Annotated in this window: 30 protein-coding genes; 22 read left to right on the plus strand and 8 right to left on the minus strand. The window is 22.6% G+C overall.

Annotated elements, in window-relative coordinates; genetic code table 4:
- Positions 1 to 202: 202 nt before the first annotated feature.
- The 3 genes from AACK83_RS07665 (at position 203) to AACK83_RS07675 (ending at position 1,791) form a co-directional block, all read left to right on the plus strand.
- Complete coding sequence (locus AACK83_RS07665; protein WP_338957506.1) at positions 203 to 391, plus strand: hypothetical protein; 189 nt, start codon at positions 203 to 205, stop codon at positions 389 to 391.
- A 153-nt stretch (positions 392 to 544) separates the two neighbouring features.
- A complete protein-coding gene (locus AACK83_RS07670) occupies positions 545 to 1,321 on the plus strand; it encodes a BspA family leucine-rich repeat surface protein (protein WP_338957508.1) in 777 nt (258 codons plus the stop codon).
- Between the two features lie 179 nt (positions 1,322 to 1,500).
- A complete protein-coding gene (locus tag AACK83_RS07675; RefSeq protein WP_338957511.1) occupies positions 1,501 to 1,791 on the plus strand; it encodes a hypothetical protein in 291 nt (96 codons plus the stop codon).
- Here the strand turns inward: AACK83_RS07675 and AACK83_RS07680 are convergent.
- The 6 genes from AACK83_RS07680 to AACK83_RS07705 all read right to left on the minus strand — a co-directional run bounded on the left by AACK83_RS07680 (position 1,754) and on the right by AACK83_RS07705 (position 8,433).
- Positions 1,754 to 1,906, minus strand: coding sequence for a hypothetical protein (locus AACK83_RS07680; RefSeq protein WP_338957514.1), 153 nt, complete (start codon positions 1,904 to 1,906; stop codon positions 1,754 to 1,756). The genes AACK83_RS07675 and AACK83_RS07680 overlap by 38 nt on opposite strands.
- 15 nt (positions 1,907 to 1,921) lie before the next feature.
- Complete coding sequence (locus AACK83_RS07685; protein WP_338957517.1) at positions 1,922 to 2,047, minus strand: hypothetical protein; 126 nt, start codon at positions 2,045 to 2,047, stop codon at positions 1,922 to 1,924.
- Positions 2,037 to 4,994 carry an AAA family ATPase gene (locus AACK83_RS07690; RefSeq protein WP_338957519.1) on the minus strand — a complete coding sequence of 986 codons (2,958 nt, stop codon included), beginning with the start codon at positions 4,992 to 4,994 and terminating at the stop codon, positions 2,037 to 2,039. Before AACK83_RS07690 ends, AACK83_RS07685 begins: the two co-directional genes overlap by 11 nt.
- 82 nt (positions 4,995 to 5,076) lie before the next feature.
- On the minus strand, positions 5,077 to 5,874 hold the full coding sequence (locus tag AACK83_RS07695; RefSeq protein ID WP_338957521.1) for a hypothetical protein: 798 nt from the start codon (positions 5,872 to 5,874) through the stop codon (positions 5,077 to 5,079).
- 110 nt (positions 5,875 to 5,984) lie between these two features.
- Positions 5,985 to 7,073, minus strand: coding sequence for a hypothetical protein (locus AACK83_RS07700; RefSeq protein WP_338957523.1), 1,089 nt, complete (start codon positions 7,071 to 7,073; stop codon positions 5,985 to 5,987).
- Between the two features lie 199 nt (positions 7,074 to 7,272).
- On the minus strand, positions 7,273 to 8,433 hold the full coding sequence (locus AACK83_RS07705; protein ID WP_338957526.1) for an Mbov_0401 family ICE element transposase-like protein: 1,161 nt from the start codon (positions 8,431 to 8,433) through the stop codon (positions 7,273 to 7,275).
- 73 nt (positions 8,434 to 8,506) lie between these two features.
- Between AACK83_RS07705 and AACK83_RS07710 the strand changes: the two genes are divergently transcribed.
- The 4 genes from AACK83_RS07710 (at position 8,507) to AACK83_RS07725 (ending at position 10,643) form a co-directional block, all read left to right on the plus strand.
- A complete protein-coding gene (locus AACK83_RS07710; RefSeq protein WP_338957528.1) occupies positions 8,507 to 9,595 on the plus strand; it encodes a hypothetical protein in 1,089 nt (362 codons plus the stop codon).
- Positions 9,596 to 9,658: 63 nt separating this feature from the next.
- On the plus strand, positions 9,659 to 10,213 hold the full coding sequence (locus AACK83_RS07715) for a hypothetical protein (protein WP_338957530.1): 555 nt from the start codon (positions 9,659 to 9,661) through the stop codon (positions 10,211 to 10,213).
- Between the two features lie 150 nt (positions 10,214 to 10,363).
- Positions 10,364 to 10,546, plus strand: a complete 183-nt coding sequence (locus AACK83_RS07720) for a hypothetical protein (protein WP_338957532.1) — start codon at positions 10,364 to 10,366, stop codon at positions 10,544 to 10,546.
- A complete protein-coding gene (locus AACK83_RS07725) occupies positions 10,500 to 10,643 on the plus strand; it encodes a hypothetical protein (RefSeq protein ID WP_338957535.1) in 144 nt (47 codons plus the stop codon). Before AACK83_RS07720 ends, AACK83_RS07725 begins: the two co-directional genes overlap by 47 nt.
- Here AACK83_RS07725 and AACK83_RS07730 read toward each other — a convergent pair.
- Both AACK83_RS07730 and AACK83_RS07735 read right to left on the minus strand, forming a co-directional pair.
- Positions 10,640 to 12,664: a hypothetical protein gene (locus tag AACK83_RS07730; protein WP_338957538.1), complete on the minus strand. Its 2,025-nt coding sequence runs from the start codon at positions 12,662 to 12,664 to the stop codon at positions 10,640 to 10,642. The two genes, AACK83_RS07725 and AACK83_RS07730, sit on opposite strands and share 4 nt — an antisense overlap.
- A 287-nt stretch (positions 12,665 to 12,951) precedes the next feature.
- Entirely contained in the window at positions 12,952 to 13,851 is a 900-nt protein-coding gene (locus tag AACK83_RS07735) for a hypothetical protein (RefSeq protein WP_338957540.1), read from the minus strand.
- A gap of 799 nt (positions 13,852 to 14,650) precedes the next feature.
- On the opposite strand from AACK83_RS07735, the gene AACK83_RS07740 reads away from it, so the two are divergent.
- The 15 genes from AACK83_RS07740 to AACK83_RS07810 all read left to right on the plus strand — a co-directional run bounded on the left by AACK83_RS07740 (position 14,651) and on the right by AACK83_RS07810 (position 20,294).
- Positions 14,651 to 14,794, plus strand: coding sequence for a hypothetical protein (locus tag AACK83_RS07740; RefSeq protein WP_338957035.1), 144 nt, complete (start codon positions 14,651 to 14,653; stop codon positions 14,792 to 14,794).
- A 14-nt stretch (positions 14,795 to 14,808) separates the two neighbouring features.
- Positions 14,809 to 14,961: a hypothetical protein gene (locus AACK83_RS07745; protein ID WP_338957033.1), complete on the plus strand. Its 153-nt coding sequence runs from the start codon at positions 14,809 to 14,811 to the stop codon at positions 14,959 to 14,961.
- A 16-nt stretch (positions 14,962 to 14,977) separates the two neighbouring features.
- A complete protein-coding gene (locus tag AACK83_RS07750) occupies positions 14,978 to 15,385 on the plus strand; it encodes a hypothetical protein (protein ID WP_338957031.1) in 408 nt (135 codons plus the stop codon).
- Between the two features lie 3 nt (positions 15,386 to 15,388).
- Positions 15,389 to 15,826 carry a hypothetical protein gene (locus AACK83_RS07755; protein ID WP_338957028.1) on the plus strand — a complete coding sequence of 146 codons (438 nt, stop codon included), beginning with the start codon at positions 15,389 to 15,391 and terminating at the stop codon, positions 15,824 to 15,826.
- Positions 15,816 to 16,109 carry a hypothetical protein gene (locus AACK83_RS07760; RefSeq protein WP_338956663.1) on the plus strand — a complete coding sequence of 98 codons (294 nt, stop codon included), beginning with the start codon at positions 15,816 to 15,818 and terminating at the stop codon, positions 16,107 to 16,109. Before AACK83_RS07755 ends, AACK83_RS07760 begins: the two co-directional genes overlap by 11 nt.
- A 3-nt stretch (positions 16,110 to 16,112) precedes the next feature.
- Positions 16,113 to 16,256, plus strand: a complete 144-nt coding sequence (locus tag AACK83_RS07765; protein WP_338957025.1) for a hypothetical protein — start codon at positions 16,113 to 16,115, stop codon at positions 16,254 to 16,256.
- Between the two features lie 221 nt (positions 16,257 to 16,477).
- A complete protein-coding gene (locus AACK83_RS07770; RefSeq protein ID WP_338956667.1) occupies positions 16,478 to 16,732 on the plus strand; it encodes a hypothetical protein in 255 nt (84 codons plus the stop codon).
- Entirely contained in the window at positions 16,732 to 16,977 is a 246-nt protein-coding gene (locus AACK83_RS07775) for a hypothetical protein (RefSeq protein WP_286640816.1), read from the plus strand. Before AACK83_RS07770 ends, AACK83_RS07775 begins: the two co-directional genes overlap by 1 nt.
- 121 nt (positions 16,978 to 17,098) lie before the next feature.
- A complete protein-coding gene (locus AACK83_RS07780) occupies positions 17,099 to 17,299 on the plus strand; it encodes a hypothetical protein (RefSeq protein ID WP_338957016.1) in 201 nt (66 codons plus the stop codon).
- Positions 17,286 to 18,095, plus strand: coding sequence for a hypothetical protein (locus AACK83_RS07785; RefSeq protein ID WP_338957014.1), 810 nt, complete (start codon positions 17,286 to 17,288; stop codon positions 18,093 to 18,095). Before AACK83_RS07780 ends, AACK83_RS07785 begins: the two co-directional genes overlap by 14 nt.
- A 15-nt stretch (positions 18,096 to 18,110) precedes the next feature.
- Positions 18,111 to 18,269, plus strand: coding sequence for a hypothetical protein (locus AACK83_RS07790; protein ID WP_338957013.1), 159 nt, complete (start codon positions 18,111 to 18,113; stop codon positions 18,267 to 18,269).
- A 41-nt stretch (positions 18,270 to 18,310) separates the two neighbouring features.
- Positions 18,311 to 18,499, plus strand: coding sequence for a hypothetical protein (locus AACK83_RS07795; RefSeq protein WP_338957011.1), 189 nt, complete (start codon positions 18,311 to 18,313; stop codon positions 18,497 to 18,499).
- Positions 18,500 to 18,516: 17 nt separating this feature from the next.
- Complete coding sequence (locus AACK83_RS07800) at positions 18,517 to 18,702, plus strand: hypothetical protein (RefSeq protein WP_174480219.1); 186 nt, start codon at positions 18,517 to 18,519, stop codon at positions 18,700 to 18,702.
- A 17-nt stretch (positions 18,703 to 18,719) separates the two neighbouring features.
- Complete coding sequence (locus AACK83_RS07805; protein WP_338957002.1) at positions 18,720 to 19,094, plus strand: hypothetical protein; 375 nt, start codon at positions 18,720 to 18,722, stop codon at positions 19,092 to 19,094.
- An 18-nt stretch (positions 19,095 to 19,112) separates the two neighbouring features.
- Positions 19,113 to 20,294: a hypothetical protein gene (locus AACK83_RS07810; RefSeq protein ID WP_338957176.1), complete on the plus strand. Its 1,182-nt coding sequence runs from the start codon at positions 19,113 to 19,115 to the stop codon at positions 20,292 to 20,294.
- Positions 20,295 to 20,298: the final 4 nt, after the last annotated feature.

Below are 20,298 nucleotides of genomic sequence, written 5' to 3' on the forward strand. Positions count from 1 at the left end.
TAAATATATTTCAATTATAACAACTAATGAAATAAGTTTAATAACTTAGATTTAAATTTTAATTTTGTACAAAAATATATTTAAAATATATATTTTAAATATATAATTCAATTATAAACTTACATAATATAAGTTTATAATTAACTTTAGTTTTAAAGTAATTGAATTTTTAATTTTAAAAAAATAAAGGGGAATTAAAATTATGCCATCAATAACTGAAATAGTTAATATATATTACACACAAGATTTATTAAAAGAAAGAGAAAAAAATAAAAATATTAAAAAAGAAAAAGTAAATGACAAATTAGATGTTAATAAAATAAATGCTAATGATACACAAAATAAACAAAATTCAACAAACAAAGATAATAGTTATTGTAGTATTTCATAATTTGTTATTAATACAAATATACAAAAATAGTTACCAGAAATGGTAACTATTTTAATAAAATAGTTAATTGCATTTATTTTTAAAAACACTAAAATGTAGTTAACTTCTTAAATTTAAGAAGTTATTGGAAAAAATAAAAAGGGGGTTTTCATAATGAAAACATTATTAACAGCAGTAAGTCTTTTAACATTTGCAACAACCACAGGAAATTTAGCAAGTTTCTTAAACTCAACTATACAAAAAAATAATATTACAACTAACTATATTCAAAATAAAACTCAACAAGACACAATTTATATTGACAAAGATGGCAAACAAATAACAACTAGTGAAAAAGACTTATCAAAGATAAATAGTAAAGAAATTATTCAAATTGGATTTTATAAAAATATATTAGGAGAAATTCAAGTTGTTAGAATGCCAAGAACAATTGAAAAAGTACCTGACAAATTACCACCAGAAATCACATCTTTAAAAAATATGTTTACAGGTGCAACCTCATTCAATCAAGACCTTTCAACATGAGATACTTCCAATATAACAAATATGAATTTTACATTTAATGGAGCCACTTCATTTAATAGTAATATTACTAATTGAAATGTTTCTAATGTAAAAAGTACTTTTGTTATGTTTGCAAATGCAACTTCATTCAATCAAGACCTTTCAACATGAAATGTATCTAATATAAACCGTTTTAGTCTTATGTTTTATGGTGCAACCTCATTCAATCAAAACATTTCAAATTGAATTACTTCTAATGCAGTATATATGAATTTTATGTTTTATGGTGCTAAAAAATTTAACCAAGACCTTTCAAAATGAAATGTAAATAAAGTAAGAGAACATAGTAACTTTGCAAATTATTCAGGAATTACTAATCCTAATAAATTACCAAAATTTAAAAATAATATTATAACAATATATTAATTAATATATTACTAATTTTTCTTGCCTTGTATATTAATACTTAAAGTGTTAAAATTAAGATGGATAGAAAACATTTCCAAGTTTTGGATTAATATTATCATTCCTAAAATTTATAGAAACTATTATTAATCCAAAATATCCTTTTAATTTATCACGTATATATAAAGAAGGTGTTTAAAATGAAAAATTTAATTACTGCCCTAAGTGTTTTAACACTTGGTACAACTGTAGGAAATTTAAGTAGTAACTTAAAGACTAATCAAAAAACAGAAGCTGTTAATACTATTTTAAACCAAGATATAAAAAAAGTAAGTAATGTTGATTTATCTAATATTACTGCTGAAAATAACGTTTGAAAATATTTAACAAAAAATAACGTAGCAACATATGCAGGCGGCGAAAACTATTATCAATATTATTTTGCTTACCATGTTATTGGATTAAATCATGATACATTACATAAAAATTAAATAATGCGATTGGTTCGGGAATAGGAGCAGTCTCTGCTGTCCTAGGTGTTGCCTTACCAGCATTAGCTCCAATAATTGGTGCAGTTGCAGCAATATTAATTGCACAATGATACATATGACAAATTTCTGACTATGATAATGGTAATGGAGTTGTTATTGATATGGTTGGTTTAACACCAACATGAATCGTTAATGTTTCATCACAATAAAAAAATAATAAATTTATTTTTAATATAACATAAAGTTTAAACGACATAATTAACATTTTTCACTGATTTATCGCTTTCAATAATTTTTTTAGCATCTGCTAATTTAATGGCTACCATTTTCGTAATTCCTTGATTTTGCATAGTTGTCCCATATAATACATCACAATTTTCCATTGTGCCTGGACGATGAGTAACAATAATAAATTGTGTATATTGTGAAAAACTACGAACATATCTAGCAAAACGCTCTAAATTTGCTGGATCCAATGGTGCTTCAACCTCATCTAATATTGTCAATGGCAACGGCTTGACTTTTAAAATAGCAAATAATACTGCTAATGCAACTAATGATTTTTCACCACCTGATAATAAGTTTAAATTACTAATTCTTTTACCAGGAGGATTAGCAAGCACTTCCACACCTGTATTTAAAATATCATCAGGTGATGTATATCGTAAACTACAAGTTCCTCCACCAAATAAAGTTTGAAATGTTTCGGGCAATACCATATTAATAGCTTTGATTGTTTCATCAAATTGCGTTACCATAACATTATCCATTTCATCAATGGCTGTTAACAACGATTGTGATGCTAATTGTAATTCATCATGTTTAGTTTTTAAACGTAAATAACGTTCATTTTCATTTTCAAATTCTTCAATAGCATTAATATTTACAAATCCTAAATCTTCAATTTCACTACGTAATTGTTGTACCAAATTACGTGCTTGTTGTTCATCTGCTAATGGTTCACTATAATGTTCTCTAGCATATTCATAAGTTAAATTATAAGTTTCAACTAAACGTCTTAAATGTTGTTCTACTTTTGACTCCATTTTTACTTGTTCAAGCTTTTGATTATTTAATTTATCACTAGTCATAAAATGTTCTTGATTTAAACTATATAATTCATTTTCTAAATTTTGCATTTGTTCTAATAATTGATGTTTCTGTTTACGAATTAATTGTAGTTGACTTTTTATTGTTGCTTGATCATATTTAAAATTTTCATATTGAATAAAAATATCATTTAATTGGTTTGTAGTATCAATATCTAATTTTTTACCAGTTAATGTTTGATATTGAGTAGTTAATAATTGTGATTGATTAGTGATTTCACTAATTTCACTAATCAGTTTATTTATTGTTAAAGTAATTGTCAACTTTTGACCTTGATAATTATTTAATTCGCTTTCAATACTTGTTCTTTGGACATTTATATTAACTAATTGTTGTTCTAATGATTTAATTTCTTCTTTTAATTCAGAAACTATTAACTTTTCTTTAAAAACATTAATACTATTTTGATGTTGATAACCTCCAACAATAGCACCACCAGCTTTAATTAATTGACCATCTAAAGTTACACATTGGTATTTAGCAGCAATTAATTGTGAAATAACTCTTGCGCTTTCTAAGTCTTCACAAATAATAGTACGACCTAAAAGAAAATTAATAATCGGCTGAATTCTATTATCAACTGCTGTAACTAAATGATGAGCAAAACTTAAATAACCTGATTTACTATTAACAATAATTTCATCTTCTTTAGTCGCTGTTCGAACTTGAATTGAATTTAAAGGTAAAAAAGTGGCAATTCCCGCTTTATTTTGTTTTAAAAATTCAACAGCCTTGGTTGCATCTTTGTTAGTCGCCGTAACAATGTTTTTTAAAGTATTGCCCAATACTTTAACAATCGCTTCACTATAAAGATCGGGCACCGAAATTAAATCACTCACTACTCCAATGATGCCATATAGTTTATCTTTATTATTTAAAATTGTTTGAACACCCAAATATTTTTGATTTTGTCGTTGTTGATAATTAATTACCGATTCTAATTGTGCTTTTTTTTCACCTAAACCACGATGAATATTATTTTGTCCTAAAATTAAATCTTGATGTTGAACATTTAGTTCTTCAAATAAATTATTAATTTTATCAAAATTTTCTTGTTCTTTTTTTTGTAAAAAAGTTTTTTGTTCAATAATAGTAAGCAAAGTTTCAATTTCATTTTTTAATTTTTCAACTTCTGTTTGATCTTTTATTTCACTTTGTTTTGTTTTCATTAACGATTTTTGTTGTTCTAAAACTTGCAATAAACTATTAACATTAGATAAATTCATTTCTAAACTATTAATGTTTTTATCTAAATCATAACTTTTATTTTTTAAAAATTTTAATTGTTGTTCATTCTTACTAATATTTAAATTAAGTTGTTGTTGTAAAATTTCATTATCATTTATACTGAATGTTGTAAGTTTTAATTGATTATGATATGTCTCCAAATCTTTAACAATAATAGTAATTTCATATTTTTTTAAATTATCACGTAATTCAACATAAGTTTTAGCTTTCTGTGCTTGTTTTGCTAATGGTTCAATTTTTCTACTTATTTCACTAATAATATCATTAACTCGAACTAAATTTTCATTAGTACGCTCTAATTTACGTAATGACTCTTCTTTCCTCTTTTTGTATTTTGAAACACCCGCAGCCTCTTCAAATAAAGTTCTTCTTTCTTCTGGCTTAGAATCAGCAAATCGTGAAACATTACCTTGACTAATAATTGCAAGTGAACCTTTAGCTAAACCTGTACCCATAATAATTTCTTGTACATCTTTTAAACGAACACGAGCTTTATTAATGTAATATTCATTTTCTGAACTATTACGAAAAGTTTTTCTAGTAATTTGTACTTCATTAAAATCAACTTTAAATATTTTATTAGTATTATCAAAAACTAAAGTAACTTGAGCACTATTTAATGGCTGTTTTCCTTTAGCACCATTAAAAATTATATCTTCACTATTTTCACCACGTAATGATTTAACTGATTGTTCACCTAAAACTCAACGAATAGCATCATTAATATTAGACTTCCCAGAACCATTAGGGCCAACAATACCTACAATATTAGTATCAAATTCTATTGTTAAAGGTTCTGCAAATGACTTAAAACCATATGCTTCGATTCTTTTTAAGAATGCCATCTTACCTCACCTATTTTAAAATATATATTTATATTTTACCATGAATCAGCTTAATATTTATTGTTAAGATTTAGCAGAAATATTACTTTATTTGCATTATTATTTGTTCTTTAATTGTTTTATAATAAAATTTATTAATTCACAAATAAAATAATGTAGTACTAATAATAGTACTAATAATTAACATTATAACTAAGATACTATTAATTCATAATGGAATTCCAATAATTGAATAATTAAAGTTGAGAATATTATAAGGATAAATAAAATTTTTAACATCATTTGCTTGTAAAATACCGGCTCTAATATAAATATAAGTTAGATAAATAATTGGATAAATAACTACTAATATAAATTGTTTTTTAATATTGATATTAAATTTATTTTTTCTAAACGTTAAAATTAAAAAAATAATCATCAATATTGGTGATACTAAATGATCTAAAAAGGAACAAAATAAAGATAAATTATTCAATTTTCAAAATCAATTAAGTTCTAAATCTAACTTTGAAACACTATCAATAAATATCCCCGCTCAAAAAATAAGGGCAGTAATAGTTATGTATATTGTTAAATTAATTTGACTATAAATATTAGTGAATCTATTTGTCTGCTCTTTTTGATGATAAATTAAAGAAAATAAAAATCAAATATTAACAATAAATATTGTTTGAGAAGACCAAAATGATAACATTACATCAAAGTTTTGCAATACTATAGAATTATAAAAATTATCTTTATTAGTATTACTAATATATCAAAATTCAGTAAATACAGAAAAGATGATAGTCAATATTGATAAAATAAAAATTAATATACAACTTAATAATTTATATAAAAATCTTCAATCTTTAAATTTTTGCTTATATAATAAAAACACAAATTATTCCTCTTCGAAAAACAAAATCATATTTAATAAATATAATAATAACAATTTTTTTTGCTAATTTAACAAAAAATAAGTATTAATTAAATTTTGGCATGAATATTTTAATAAGAAGCAAGCGAAGTTGAAGATAAATTTCTACTAGAATCACTTTCTTTACTTTGTTCAAGTTCATCAAAATTGTTTTCTAAAATTGGTAAAAATTCTAAATCACATTGCTCTTTTATATCATTAAAATCCACAATTGGACTATTTTTTTTAGGTAGCACATTTTTTAATTGTGTCTCTAGTTGTGCAATTTTTTCTTCTTTTTCTTCAAGAATTTTTTTTAAATGTTGAATTTCAGTATCTTTTTTTTCAAACTCAGATTTGAAAGCAGTAGTTATTGCTTCAACTGCATCTCAATCTTCATCTTCAGTTTCTTCTCATTCTTTTTCAACTTTTGCTTTAATTTTTGGAATTAAATCTTCTATATATGTATCAATATATTTAATAATCATTTCAAATAATAAAGAATCTTCATTTTTAGTTGCTACATTTTCATTATTATCAATTGTCTTTCAACTATTAATAACTTTTAATCTTTCAATAGGAAAAATTTCTTTTAATGATTTTATAAGTGACTGATATTGTTCTTCAATTTTTTGAAATATTTCATTAAGTTTTGCTTGAAAAAATTCTTTTTGTTTATTATTTGTTAATTGAGGAGTTTCATTTTCAATAGTTTTAATATTCTCTAATACTTCTATTTTTTTAAAAATTTTGCTTACTTCCTTTTCACTTAAGAAATTATCTTCAACTAATGTAAATTTAGTGTATAAATTACAAAATTTTCTAGATAAAAAATAATATTTTTCCTCTTCAATTAATTTTTTAAGCAAAATTTTTCTGCCTTCTTTATTTAATATTTGAAAATTAGCTTCTTCACTATCGGGAATTGCTAATACCAAATAATTATCATTTTCTGTTTTTAAATAAATAAAATTTGATCATGGTAACTTATATTGTAAATTATCATTTTTATATTCAATTTTAATAATTAATCCTGGTTGTAAAATATTATTGATGGTATTGTTTAATTTATATTTTTCACGATCTCATTCATTATTTTTAAATCATAAAATAAATTCATAAAGTGAAATTGTAAAAGACTTAATAAATTCAATTTTTTGGGAGCATACCGATGTTGTCAATAATATTCAAATTTGTCTTTAAATTATAAGTTTATACGAGAATAATTTAGACTTCAATATGCAATTGTAAGTTAATCTTAACACTTCAAAAATATTAGTCAACAATAATACTTACTTTTATAACTCAAAAATTCTTATTAAAGTTTTCTTTAATAAGTTTTATTTTATTTTTATTTATTTTTTAAATTTAAGTTTTAATTTATAATAACTGGATAATTGTATTTATTTGATAACATTTAAAATTAACCATTTTTGTATACATATCAATGTTATAAGTTCTATCACCAATCATATGCTTTAAAATTTGTTTAATATTAGTTTCAGTAAAGCAACCAATATTTTCAACTAATGCTTGGTTTAATACACCATCTTTTGCATTAATAAAATAACCAACTTTTAATTTTTTATATTGTAAAGTTAATGATTGTAAAAAATCAATTAATTCATAATATTGACCTTTGGCAAATAAATTTATTGCATTTTGATAGTGTAATTTAGCAATTTGATTTTTTCTTCTTCCTGCCATTATACCAAGAAATAAAACATGAAAAGCATGAAATTTATCTAAAATAAATTTAGCATTTAAAATTGTAGCAGTTTTTCTAATTCATTTTGCACTATCTCCACAAACTATTAAATTTGCTTGGTCAAAGTTTTCAAAAAATAAATTACCATATTTTTCTATTAATTTTGCGGTTTTTTCAGCACCAATTTCTGTTTTTGAAACTCTTATTTTACATACAGCTCTTTTATTAATTAATTTTCCATTTTTCTTTTTACCAGTACACATTACTATTAATCTCATCGAACATTTTTTACAATTTTTAGTATTGTGTTTTTCATTAAACTTAAATTTTCGATGACCATCATCAATATTTACATATAAATTTTGATTTGGTTGTAATGGTATTTTGGGAATATTTGCTTTTGGTAATTCAAATTTTTGATATGTTCTACAAACTGTACTATTACTTATTAAATCTTCAATAAAAGTATCACAAACATCACGATACTTTTTACCATCAGCAAAATATTTTAAAATTTGTTTAATAACGTTAGGTGCAAGTTTACTATATTTTTTAACACCAAGATAATTATCTAATAATGATACGTACTCCATTTTTTGTGTTTTTGTGTTATAATGTGTACAAATACGTCGTTTATAAGTTAATAAACCTTTTTTTGCTTTTAATTTTCGTTGTCTAAATCTATATGATTTATATTCAGATTTATCACATATACTTCATAAATAATCATCTATTTTTGCAAATAATTCTTCTGTTTGTTTTAAACTTAATTCATCTTGATTAAAATCATGTTTGTCTCAATCAAAATGATTTGCGAATGGTAATATAAACATTTTTAATGTTCCTTTCTAATTTTTGTTTGTTAATAATTTAAGTTTAATTTTTTTTAAAAAATAAGGAGTAAATATGGCTTTTATTAGTAGTTATGGACAATTAAATAAAAAATATAATCTTAATTTTAGTGATAATAATTATGGTTTTAGTTGAGATATTTTTAAAGAATTTGTTGGTGATGAATGAGCAGAATATTTTACTACTAATTGTTTTTATCGTTTTGTTCCAACAGCACGTGGAACAAGAAAAACTTGAAACTGTTTAGCATTTGATTTATTTATATGTTGTAATTTTAGAGATAGTAGTGTTCAAGAAGTAAGAAGATATGAAAATACTCATAGTGAAACTACAATTGGTGCTTTAATGAATGTTTGTCAAGTTTTATTAGATACATATAATATTAATTTATTACCTAATAATCCACATGGCATTAAATGAAAAATTACTAAGGATGGGGGATGTATTATCTTTCCAAGTAATCAACAAATTGACTTTATTGGTTATGCTAATGGTAATAAGATTTTTGGAAAAGAAGCAGGTGGGTCAAGTTTTTTAGGTTCAAGAACAGATGAAATTATTATGGCAGAAGAAAAAGAAACATTAACTGAAAAACAATTAACATATCGATATGAACGTTTACAAAACTCTATGTTTAGAAGTAATCGTATTAAAGTATCAAATAAACCTATTAAAGAGTGAAGTTGAACATTTATTGATAAAAATATATATAGTTCTACCTTTGGACAAAAGATTACTCGTTATTTTTATAAAAGTTTTTTCATTACTTTTACATGTAATCCTTATGATAAATATCATCCATTTTATTTAAAATACTGTACACCATTTTTACCATTAAATGATGAAGTCATGAAAAATCTTAAAAAAGTTGGTAAAGTTTATTATGAAAATAAAGATATGTTTAGTGGTTTAGGTTTATTTGTTTTAAGATTTACTATTCAACCATTTTGAAATAAATTACCTGACATTCAACAAAGAACATTATTAGAAATGGAAAAAAGTAATCCAGATGAATATAATACTGTTTATTATGGTTTTGAATTTTTAGATAGCGATGCAACAATTTTCCCATTTCAAAAAACAGTAAAATATTGACAATCATATGATTTAAAACAATTTTATAATCAAGAAAAAGAAATGTAAAAATTTGATTTTTATAGTGTTGGTATTGATTGAGCTACGGGACCAAAAGACCATACTGTATTTATGGTAGTTGGTTTTAAAGAATATAATAATACTGGTTATTATGATGCTTATATTATTTGTGAATTAGTAGTTACTCCAAATGATTTTATAAATGAAAATGAAAAAATTAATGCTTATGTTAATGAAATTTTAGGATTAATGGATAATTTTGAAAATTTTGAACAAGCAATTTATTTTTATGATGATAAAGCAAGAACAGCAATGGATTGATTAAATCAAAAATTAATTGATGAACACAATACTATTTTAATAACACAAACCGCTATTAAACATGCTTCAAATTTAAATCAAGAAGCCGGATTAACTAATAGAGTAGTTTGAATGAGAAATATTATGAGTTATGGAAACTTTTATGCAAATAAAGATGATTTACCAAAAACAACTCAATGTTTAGAAGAATTACGTTATGACCAAACCAAAACTAACATTCCTGACAAAAATATGTATCAAGACCCTTATGATGCATTATTTTATGCATTATATCCATATAAAAATGTAATTAGGGGTAAAAATAATGCTACTGTAAAAAAAAGTATCTTCACATTTGCAATATAATAAATAAGCGCAATACAATTAATAGTATAGGTATCAAAAAATAAACACCTTTAATTTAGGCGTTATTTTGCTTTTAAAAGCATACTTGTAAAAATAATCAAAAATAGTACAATTTAAAAGTAAAATCAAGGAAAAAAGGAGATATTTATTATGAAAACATGAATAAAAACAAATTTTCAAAAAATATCATTATCATTTGCTGTAATAACTGGTGTTACCGGTTTAATCTTAGGAATAGTTTCATATAATAAAAATAATCAATTAACATATTTTTATGATTACGACCATGAAGCACACTGGGGGGGCAACTATTTGAGCAAGACCAGTAAGTAATAAACATAAAATTACTCTTTACTGAGCATCAAATAAATTAACTGATGATGCAGTAAAATGAGATGGTATTTATCCAGATGGATATTTTGATAATTAAATTTCTAAATTTATATAAGAAATATTTTCATTATATTTATCAAATAAATTAATATTATTTAAATTTATTTCTTGTTTATTTGTTACTAAAATTAAATCATAATTACCAGCACCAAATAGTCCGCTAACTTCAATTCGATTTAAGTTATTAATTGGATTTTCAATTTGTAATTCAAATTCACTATTATTGTCAATTTGTAAAACTTCTTTATAAAATTCTAATTTAGAAAATAATTGTGATTTATTTGAACCATATAAATTTAAAGCATTTTCGGTTTTATTTTTATTAATAATTAATCTTGTAAAATATTTTCCATATTCACCATTACCTAATGTTCAATCTGCCGGAATTAATGATGGTATATTATTGCTTTCTAATTCATTAGTTATGGATAGTCAGTTAAATTGATTATCATCTAATTTCAATAATTCATTTTGACTAATGTCATTGTTTTTTAGTTTAATGTTATTGATATCTGTAAAATCAAAATATGCAGATTTTAATACTACTTTTATATCTTTAAATTCTCAAATCTTATCAGGTGTAGAATGTATAGGATTTGATTTTAATTCAAAATAATAAGGTAATAATAATTTATAGTCATCATTTAAACCGTTATTAATAGACATGGTTGAATAAATATTTTTTGATAGCATTATAACTATTTGTTTTAATATTTTAACTTGTGGTAAATTTGTATAGTTAGGATAATCTAATTCTCATTGTTTAAATAAATTAGTAATAACTTCATTTGGTTTTTGTCCTTCAAACTTAGCACGAATTTTATCTAAATCATTCATTTCTTTTAAAACATTACTTAATGATGCACCATCAAAGTTTCTATTATAAGTATATGTATAAGTTAACATATCTAATAATACTTTTTGTAAACTATCAATTGGTGGTCTATCTTTTATTTCTAGTTCAACATCATGAAATTTATTTGTTGTAGAAATAAATAAATTATAGTCACTTACTAAAAATCATGACTCTAATTTTGTATCTTTTAATTCTAGTTCATCAGATAATGGTCATACTTTTGAATTTTTAGAAACATCATAACCAATTTTAGCATTAGTTACTCTTGCATTATTAATAATTTCTTTTCTTGTTTCTCTACCACCACCAATAGCAATTAAATCTAAAACTGATTTTTCTTGTCCTATAAATTGTTTTGCTAAATTTCAAGGTAATATTTGTTCACTAAATCATTGTTGTAATATTCTAACTTTTGGTTGAGTTTCAATAGGCATTGATAATAGCGGAAATGCTATCTTATCTTTGACAAATAACTTTGGGTATACCTCCATATTGTCGACTTCACCAAGTACCTTTATATTGCCAAAAATCATGCTTCTAGGTGCTTTAATTTTTAAACCAATAACTTTGGTGTCTTTATCTAGTGGTTTTTGTAATTTAATAATAATTGGATAACCATCTCTTGTTTTAAAGTCTTTAATTTTAATAATAGTAATACTTTTAGTACTTCTAGTTTTTGGATTTTGATAAGGTTCTGAATAATTATTAATAATATATAAATTATCAATATTATTTTCAGTTAATGGTTCATTTATACTAACTGCATATAACTTAAATTGATTTAATAAATTTATTTCTTGAAATATTAAATTTTTAATATCAGTCATACTATATTCAATTGTATTGTCATTAATATTAGTACTTGCTCTTTGATTTAATTGCATAGTAAAATCAGATGTTTCAACAGCAGTAGTTTTTAATACTTTATCAATATCAATAAAACCTATTTTAATAGTATTTGCTGAAAATCTTAAACTATTATTTTCATTATTTTTAAATAAACGTTCAATTTCATAAATATAAATTTTTCTTTTTTTAAATTCATCGTATGCTCTATTAATATCAGGGTCACTAGTAGCACTCATCATATTAGTAAAATCATAAGGAATATTATCAATTAAATAATCATTTTCTATTTCTGCTTGATTAAGTTTAGTTTGTTTCTGTGGAAACTTCGTTTGTGGTTTGTTGTTGTTTTCCATTGTTTTCTCCTATTAATTGGTTATTTTCTGGATTAAATAATTTTAATTTAACTGTTAAGTTATTAATTTCTTGTTCATCATTAATATTAAATGTTTTACTATTTAATAAATCTTTATCTAAACGTACTAATATTTGAATAAATTTAAGAATATCAATATTAAATTGTCATAATTTTTGTTCAATATAATTAATAGTTGAAATATTTACCGCTGTACTTTCGGGAACCGATTGTTGTGCTGATTTCTTTTGACTTGGTATATGAATACCACAACGTTTAAATATTTCATTAATATTTCAATCATATATCAGTTAAATTTTTACCTTTAAAATTACTACTTGTCATATTAATATTTTCACTTTTTTCATTATTATCACCAGTAGTTTTTCAAATATAGTTGTTAGTAACTAATGTTCTTACGGCTTCATCCATTGTAGATTTAGCATTACCATAAATTTGGTCAAAAATAAACTTTGGTGAATTTAAAATAGTATCTAAAACAATTTGTTCATAAATAACATCTAATGCTTTAATTTTATCCATTACTTTATTACAATCTGCTAACTCATTTGCTTTATTTCTCATAATTGCTATTGGAATATAATTAATATTTAATGTTTGTTCTTGTTCTAAATTAGGATTATTACTATATTCTTTAAAAGGTAAAGGAAATTGTTTTTTATTATCACTAATACTATAAATTGCACGATTAATAGTTACTTGTTCATTATTTAATTTATAAACTTCAAATAATCTTACTGTTTGTGCATTTTGTTGATAACTATCATAAAAAATAGTACATTGAATTAATTTACCAGTAATATCATAAATTCTTTGCTGTATATCTACTACTTGAAAATATAAATCATCATTAGCAATATAAATTAAATAACCACTAATTCCTAATTTGCTTAATTTAAAAATAGAATTTCAATTCTTTCTATAAAATTCTTGTTTAATTAAATATTGTTTAATAGTTTCATTATTAATATCCAATGGAGCATTATATAAATTAGCATTATTTTCAGCAACAAAATCAGTAAAATAAGTCTCATGATTAAAATCATTAAAACCAAAATAACTTAAAATAGAAGTGTGTGTACTTTTATTTTCTAAAAAAATTAATTTAGATTTTTCTTCATTATTATTAATATTTGTTTTATCTTTTCTTGGTCAAAAAGGTTTCATTTTTTTCTCCTTTCTAAAATATTTGATTAATTTTTAAGACAATTTTTACTATAATAAATATAATTAAACCAGCAACAGCAGAAGATAATAAAACTCCAATTAAACTTAAAATAATTTGGGAGGTTCCCAAAAACGTAGGAAGATAAATTACTAGATAAATAAATTCTTTTGAATATTACCATTTCAAAATGATGATAGACAAATTAAATTCTCTTTTACCCTTAAATTTATATTCGACGTATTTTAAAAAATATAGATTTTATAAGATAAAATAAAAATTATTCTCAAAGGAAAAAGACAAGAAATAATCTTGTCTTTTTTTGTAATTGTAAAATTTTAAAATTTTTATTATTAACACCCTTTAAATATCTACTACACGCAGTGACCAAGTAGGAGAAAGTTAATAATTAATAACCCTCTTTAACACTATTATCAACACGTGTTAGGGAATTAAAACAGTGAACTACAACACAGTTGTTAAAAATAGTGGCCAAAACATGTGGACTTGCATGGATAAATAAAAAGTGGAGTGATACCTAATAAAATATACTAACCAGTAATGGTAATTCTTGGGGTGGGAGCGAATTGGAAACTAGTATATATAGACCTACTAGGGAACCTACTATATTAATTCTATTCTTTATTTAACCAACCTTGCCACCCCCCAGTGAGCAAGCGTTGGTTTTATTTTTTTTGAAAATTTTTTTGGGCGAAAAAATAAATTTCAAACTTGTAAAAAAAATTGAGCGGTGCCGGTTCAATTAAAATATTAATTTGTTTAACACAAATTAAATAAATATTGAATCGAATGCCTCGATTTCTTTTTAAAATTTCACAATTTATTTTTGAGCCCAGAATTTCTGGAATGAATAAAACTAATAGTATTAATAATATAAAAATAAAAATATATATTCTTTATGCTACAAGCAACAGAATATATTAGAAAAGAAAGTAAAAATGGAAGAAAAAGAAAAGAAAGAATTAATAGAACAAAAAATCAAAATAGCAAAAGAACATCAAAAAAAGTGATTAAAAATAAAAATAATTATTACTTTAATTTCAACTTTAATTGGATTAATAATTTTATTAATTACTGTAAGTAAAAATTAAAGAAATAAATAAAGTTATGAATATTAATGAAAATAAAAAATGTGAATTAAGAATTTGTAAAAATAAAGTTTGAAAAGATTGTATTAATAATTCTACTAAAACTATTAAATATAAAAATTGACCAATACCTTATTTAATATGTGACAGTTGTTATCACAAACTACCTAAATACCTTAAACAAACAGCAAAAATAATTGAAAAGGATATTTTGATTATGAATAAAACTAAAAAAAGAAGAAAAAGATGTGTTGAATGTAATGAATTATATGAAGATAACAAAATCAATATGCTTTATCACTTTAAAACAGAATTAGAAGCAGAACAACATAATACTAAAAAATATGAAGATAATTATGATATTGAAAAACATTTAGATTATACAAAATCATATGGATATGTTTGTGATTGATGTAGAGATGATTAATAAATGCAATACGAATTAATCATTGGTATTGACCCTGCTGGTATTGGTAATAATGGAATTGTTATATACTCAAATGAAACTAATAATATTATTTTTAATGAAACATTTAAAGCAAAAACAGTTTTAGAAAGTAAAAATATATATAAAGAATATTTTAAATTAATTAAAAAACAATTTAAAAATAAAAAAATATTAGTTATTGTAGAAAATTTCTTTTTAAGTTCAAAACAGTTATTAACTAATCCATTAGCAACACCAAAAGTTATTGGTGCTTTAATGATATTAGTACAAGATGTTATGAACTGAGATTATCATGAAAATGAACCAAAAAACAAAAATAAAATAGAAGATTATAAAGGAAATATAAAATTTACAAAACATGAACAAGATGCTTATAAACATATTCAATATTATTTAAGGAATTATAAAAATGAAAAATAAAGAAAATTACGTTAAATTAACAGTAAAACTTAGTAATACTATTGAAGTAAAATATCATGAAAAAGGTAATAAACAATTATATTATACTGTTCGTGGTCAATGAAATGGATTAAACTATGTTACTTTAATTTTTAATAACCCAAAATTTTATAAACGATGTATTTTATTAAACAAAAATGATGAAATTATAGTAACTGGTCAAATCTTTAATACTTTAAATATTCCTAAAAATCGTGCATTTTGTTCAATTAATGTTAAATGATTTAAAAAATGAAAGGAATAAATAATGAATTTTGATGAATGATACATGAAAAAAATAAAAGAAACTTTAAAAATTATTGAAAGTGATAGTTATAAAGAAGAACTAAAAAAACATAATGAAATCATTGAAAAACATAAAAATTTAATGAAAGAACTAAATAATGAATAAAGAAAAATTAATTAATTATATTAAAAAACAACAAAAATTCTATAACGGTACAGAAATAGATTTGATACTTGATATTTTATTGTAAAAAATAATTAATGGTGAATTTAATAATGAATAAATGTAAAAAATGTAATAAAAGAATCTGATTAAGTAAAAATTGATGTATGACATGTTTAGAAATAATAGTTAATAATTTAAATAAAAATAAGGAGAAATAGATAGTGAATAAAGACCAAGAAATTATTAATGAATATAATAAAAAACGTAATAAAGAAATAACTGAAGAACATTTATATAATATAGAAAAATTAAGAGAAGAGTTTAAACAAAAAGTAATTAATAAATATAATGAAAAATTAATTATCTGATTGAATAAGCAAATTAGTATTTGTTTATGTGATTCATTAAAAGAAGCAGGTAAACTTACTGCTTATTATAAATTAATTGAGTTTATAGAAAATGGAGAACTTCATTAATGATAATATTACCTACTTTGTTTGAAAATAAAGATGAAATTGAAATATTATCACCATTTCCAAAAGCAATTCATACAAGTAATGATATTAGAGCAATTATTTTAAGACAATATCCAAATGTTAAATCAAAACACATAATTGTTTCTGACCCCGAAAGTAATGTTGCATTAATAGTTGGTGATAATGATGTTTATCAAGGTTGAATTAAAGTAACAGTTAAAAAATTAGAAATTAAAGGAGAATAAACAAATGCAAAAGGAAAAAATTAAAATTAGAAATTATGAATTTGAATTAAATTCTTATGTAGTAGATTCCTTATTAGATGTTATAAGAGAACTGATAAAAACAAATAAAGGAGAATAAATTATGTTAGATGAAATTTTAAAAGTAATTTTTGATAGAGCAGATAAAAAAGAATTAATTAATATGATAGAAAGATTAATTCTTTGTACTAATAATAGAAAAGAAACAAAAAAATGACTTATTAGAGAATTTGATAAAAATAATTATGTTTTAGAAAAATTATTACAATTAGAAATACAAGGAGAAAAAAATGGAAACAAATAATTATACTTTAACTAAATTAATTAGAACTGGTATAAGTCCTATTTGTGCAATGATTGGTACAAGTGCTTATTATGGTCAAGTAATTGCAAATCCAATATTAGGTTCAATTAATAGTTTATTATTTGGTAAAAAATTAGGTTTAGATATATGAAATTTAAATCAAAGACCAAATACAAAAACTAAATTAATTAATAGTTCTAAAAAAATTATTTTAGGTTTAGGAACAATTGGTTTAGCAAATTATAGTAAATGAACAGAAAATAATATTAATCCTATTATTCCAACAACACCAACTCCAATAACTACTACAACTACAACAGAAGGTCCTCCATGATTACTATTAAATAAACAAGAAAATCAGTCATTAATGGATTGAGATACATATATTAGTTTAAATGCTTATGGTATATCAAATCTTATTAGTGGAATTCTAGAATTAATACCTAATAAATTTGAAGCAATAAGAAAAATTTGTAATATGGCAACTGGTGGATGTTTAATATCAAGTGATGTTGCTATGGGTATTAATAATGATTTTAATAATTCTTATGCAGTACCTACCATAATTGCTGGTGTAAGTGAAATTATCCATAATTTACTTCCAATAGAAACAAATCATAATAGAGAAATGCAAGAAACTTCATTTACAAATGAAACTGCAAGATTAATAAATGATAATAGATTTACTATTAATAGTGAAACATCAAGTCAATATGGTAGTGGTAATATAAGCGAAGCACTATTAAATAATGATAATGCTTCATTAAATTGAGATTATAATCACATGAGTTTATAAAGGAGGTGAAAAATAATGAATAAAGAAAAATTACTTGAATATTACAATGATAAATTAAAACAACATGAAAAAGATTTACAAGAAATACGACTGAATGAAGGTATAGCTAAAAATATTTTAATAGACACAAAATATATGATTGAAAAAATTAATAAAGGTGAATTTGATGAATAATCAAAAATAAAAAAATAAAAAATTGAAAGGAAAATATAAAAATGAAAGAATTTTTAAAAGCACTTGAAACAATTGGAATAAGCACTGGTATATTAATTTGCAGAGAAATTATTGTTTTATTAAAACGATTTATTACAACTCCAAAACATGTTAGAGCAAATAACAAAATTATCAAACATCAAAAAAAATTAGCAAAATTAAATGAAAAGATTAATAAAGAAAATAAATAATAAAGGAGAAAAATAATATGACAAAAATTGAATTTAATGAAAAATATAGAAAACAAGATATCAGTATTGATAGAGATTTTGATTTACATATTGATAATTGTTTTAAATTTTCTGATATCAATACATTAGAAAATGCTGTTAATGATTATAAAAAACTAATAAGTGAAATGCCACAATTAGTTAAAGATTGATTATTGGGATAAGATTAGGAGAATGTTAAATGTTAGAAAATGAAAATAATGTTCAACAAACAACTGAACCTTTAACTGAAAATAATGCTCAACAAGAAATAGAAAATAAAGTTAATGAAGCAGAAAATAAGTTAAATAAACTTAATCAAGAAATTAAAGAAAAAGAAATAATTAATATATTTAAAAAATATCAAGTTAAAAGTGAATTTTATGATTTTTTAAAATTTAAAACTAATAATTTAGAAAATTCAAAAATTGAAGAAACTATTAAAAAAATCATTAAAGAACAACCAGTATTTAAAGAAACAATTAATACAGGTGGCAAACCACAAACAATAATAACAAATCAACCAAGTTCAATAAAAAGTACATTATTGGATTATAAAAAAAATAATAATTTATAACAGAAAGGAAATCAAAAAATGGCAATACAATTCAATAAAAATTTAGATAATACCGAAAAATTAGTAGAAGCACCAGAGTTTATAGAATTTTATAAACAATCAAATTCACCATGAGCAAGTTTTTTTCCTATCGAAATGGTTAATTCAACAAAAATTGAATTTATAGTTAAAAAACCAAAAAATTCAGAAATTAAAGTATTAAAATGAAATGATAAAAGCAAAGGATTAGATGTTAGTTATGCTGAAACTATTAAAATTTTAAAAGAAATTAAAGAAGAAGCAGTTGCGGGTGAAATAATTGCTAATGTTGATTTAAATGCTGAAAATGGACAAAATTTATTAAATACAATGCAATATGAAGTTGCTAATGACTTAGCAGATTATTTAGCAAATAATGATACAAATGTAATTGCAAAATATGCAACTAAAATAGACATTACTGATAAATCACCAGTAGGATATTTAAAATCAATGTTAGATGCTTGAAATACTTTATTTCAACTAAGAAATAGTAATAATTGTCGTTTTTTTATTACTAATAATCTTTATGATAGTATTGTTTATTTAGCTAATAATAAAGGATTAATTACTGATAATCAGATTGCTCAACAATTAAGATTAAATGGAAATGATTTATATATTAAAGGTGTACTATGTCAAATTGTAATGGATGATTATATGACATTTACTGATAATAATGAAACTAAAATTATGTCTTTTGTTTTAGCAACACCAAGAGCAATGAAAAGATATATGTTACAAAATACAGTTGTATATGTTCAAGATATTGCTGATGGTAAAGTTGGAAGAAGATATTTAGTTGGTGGAGAAGTAACTGGTGAATCAATACCCTATATAACAGATGAAGAAACAACTTCACGCTGAATGTTATGTGCAATTGTTAATAATGATAAAAATGATTTAAAAACTAAGATTACAAATTTAACAACTGATATTACTGCAAATGGTAATAACAATAACAATGAATTAAATACAGAAATAAAAAGTACTAATGAACTTAAATCATTAAATCCAAATTTAACAAATCCAACTATTAAATATTTTAGTGATGCACAAGGAAAAACTAATGTAAGTAATCAAAAACAAAAAGCAGGTGACTTATATATAACTATTACTGCAAATATTAATGACTTAAATTATAAAGGAACAACAAATCCAATTAAAATAACTCTTAAATAAAGGA

It is taken from the genome of Spiroplasma endosymbiont of Tiphia femorata, assembly GCF_964020225.1.
In the GTDB taxonomy this organism is placed as follows: domain Bacteria; phylum Bacillota_I; class Bacilli_A; order Mycoplasmatales; family VBWQ01; genus Spiroplasma_E.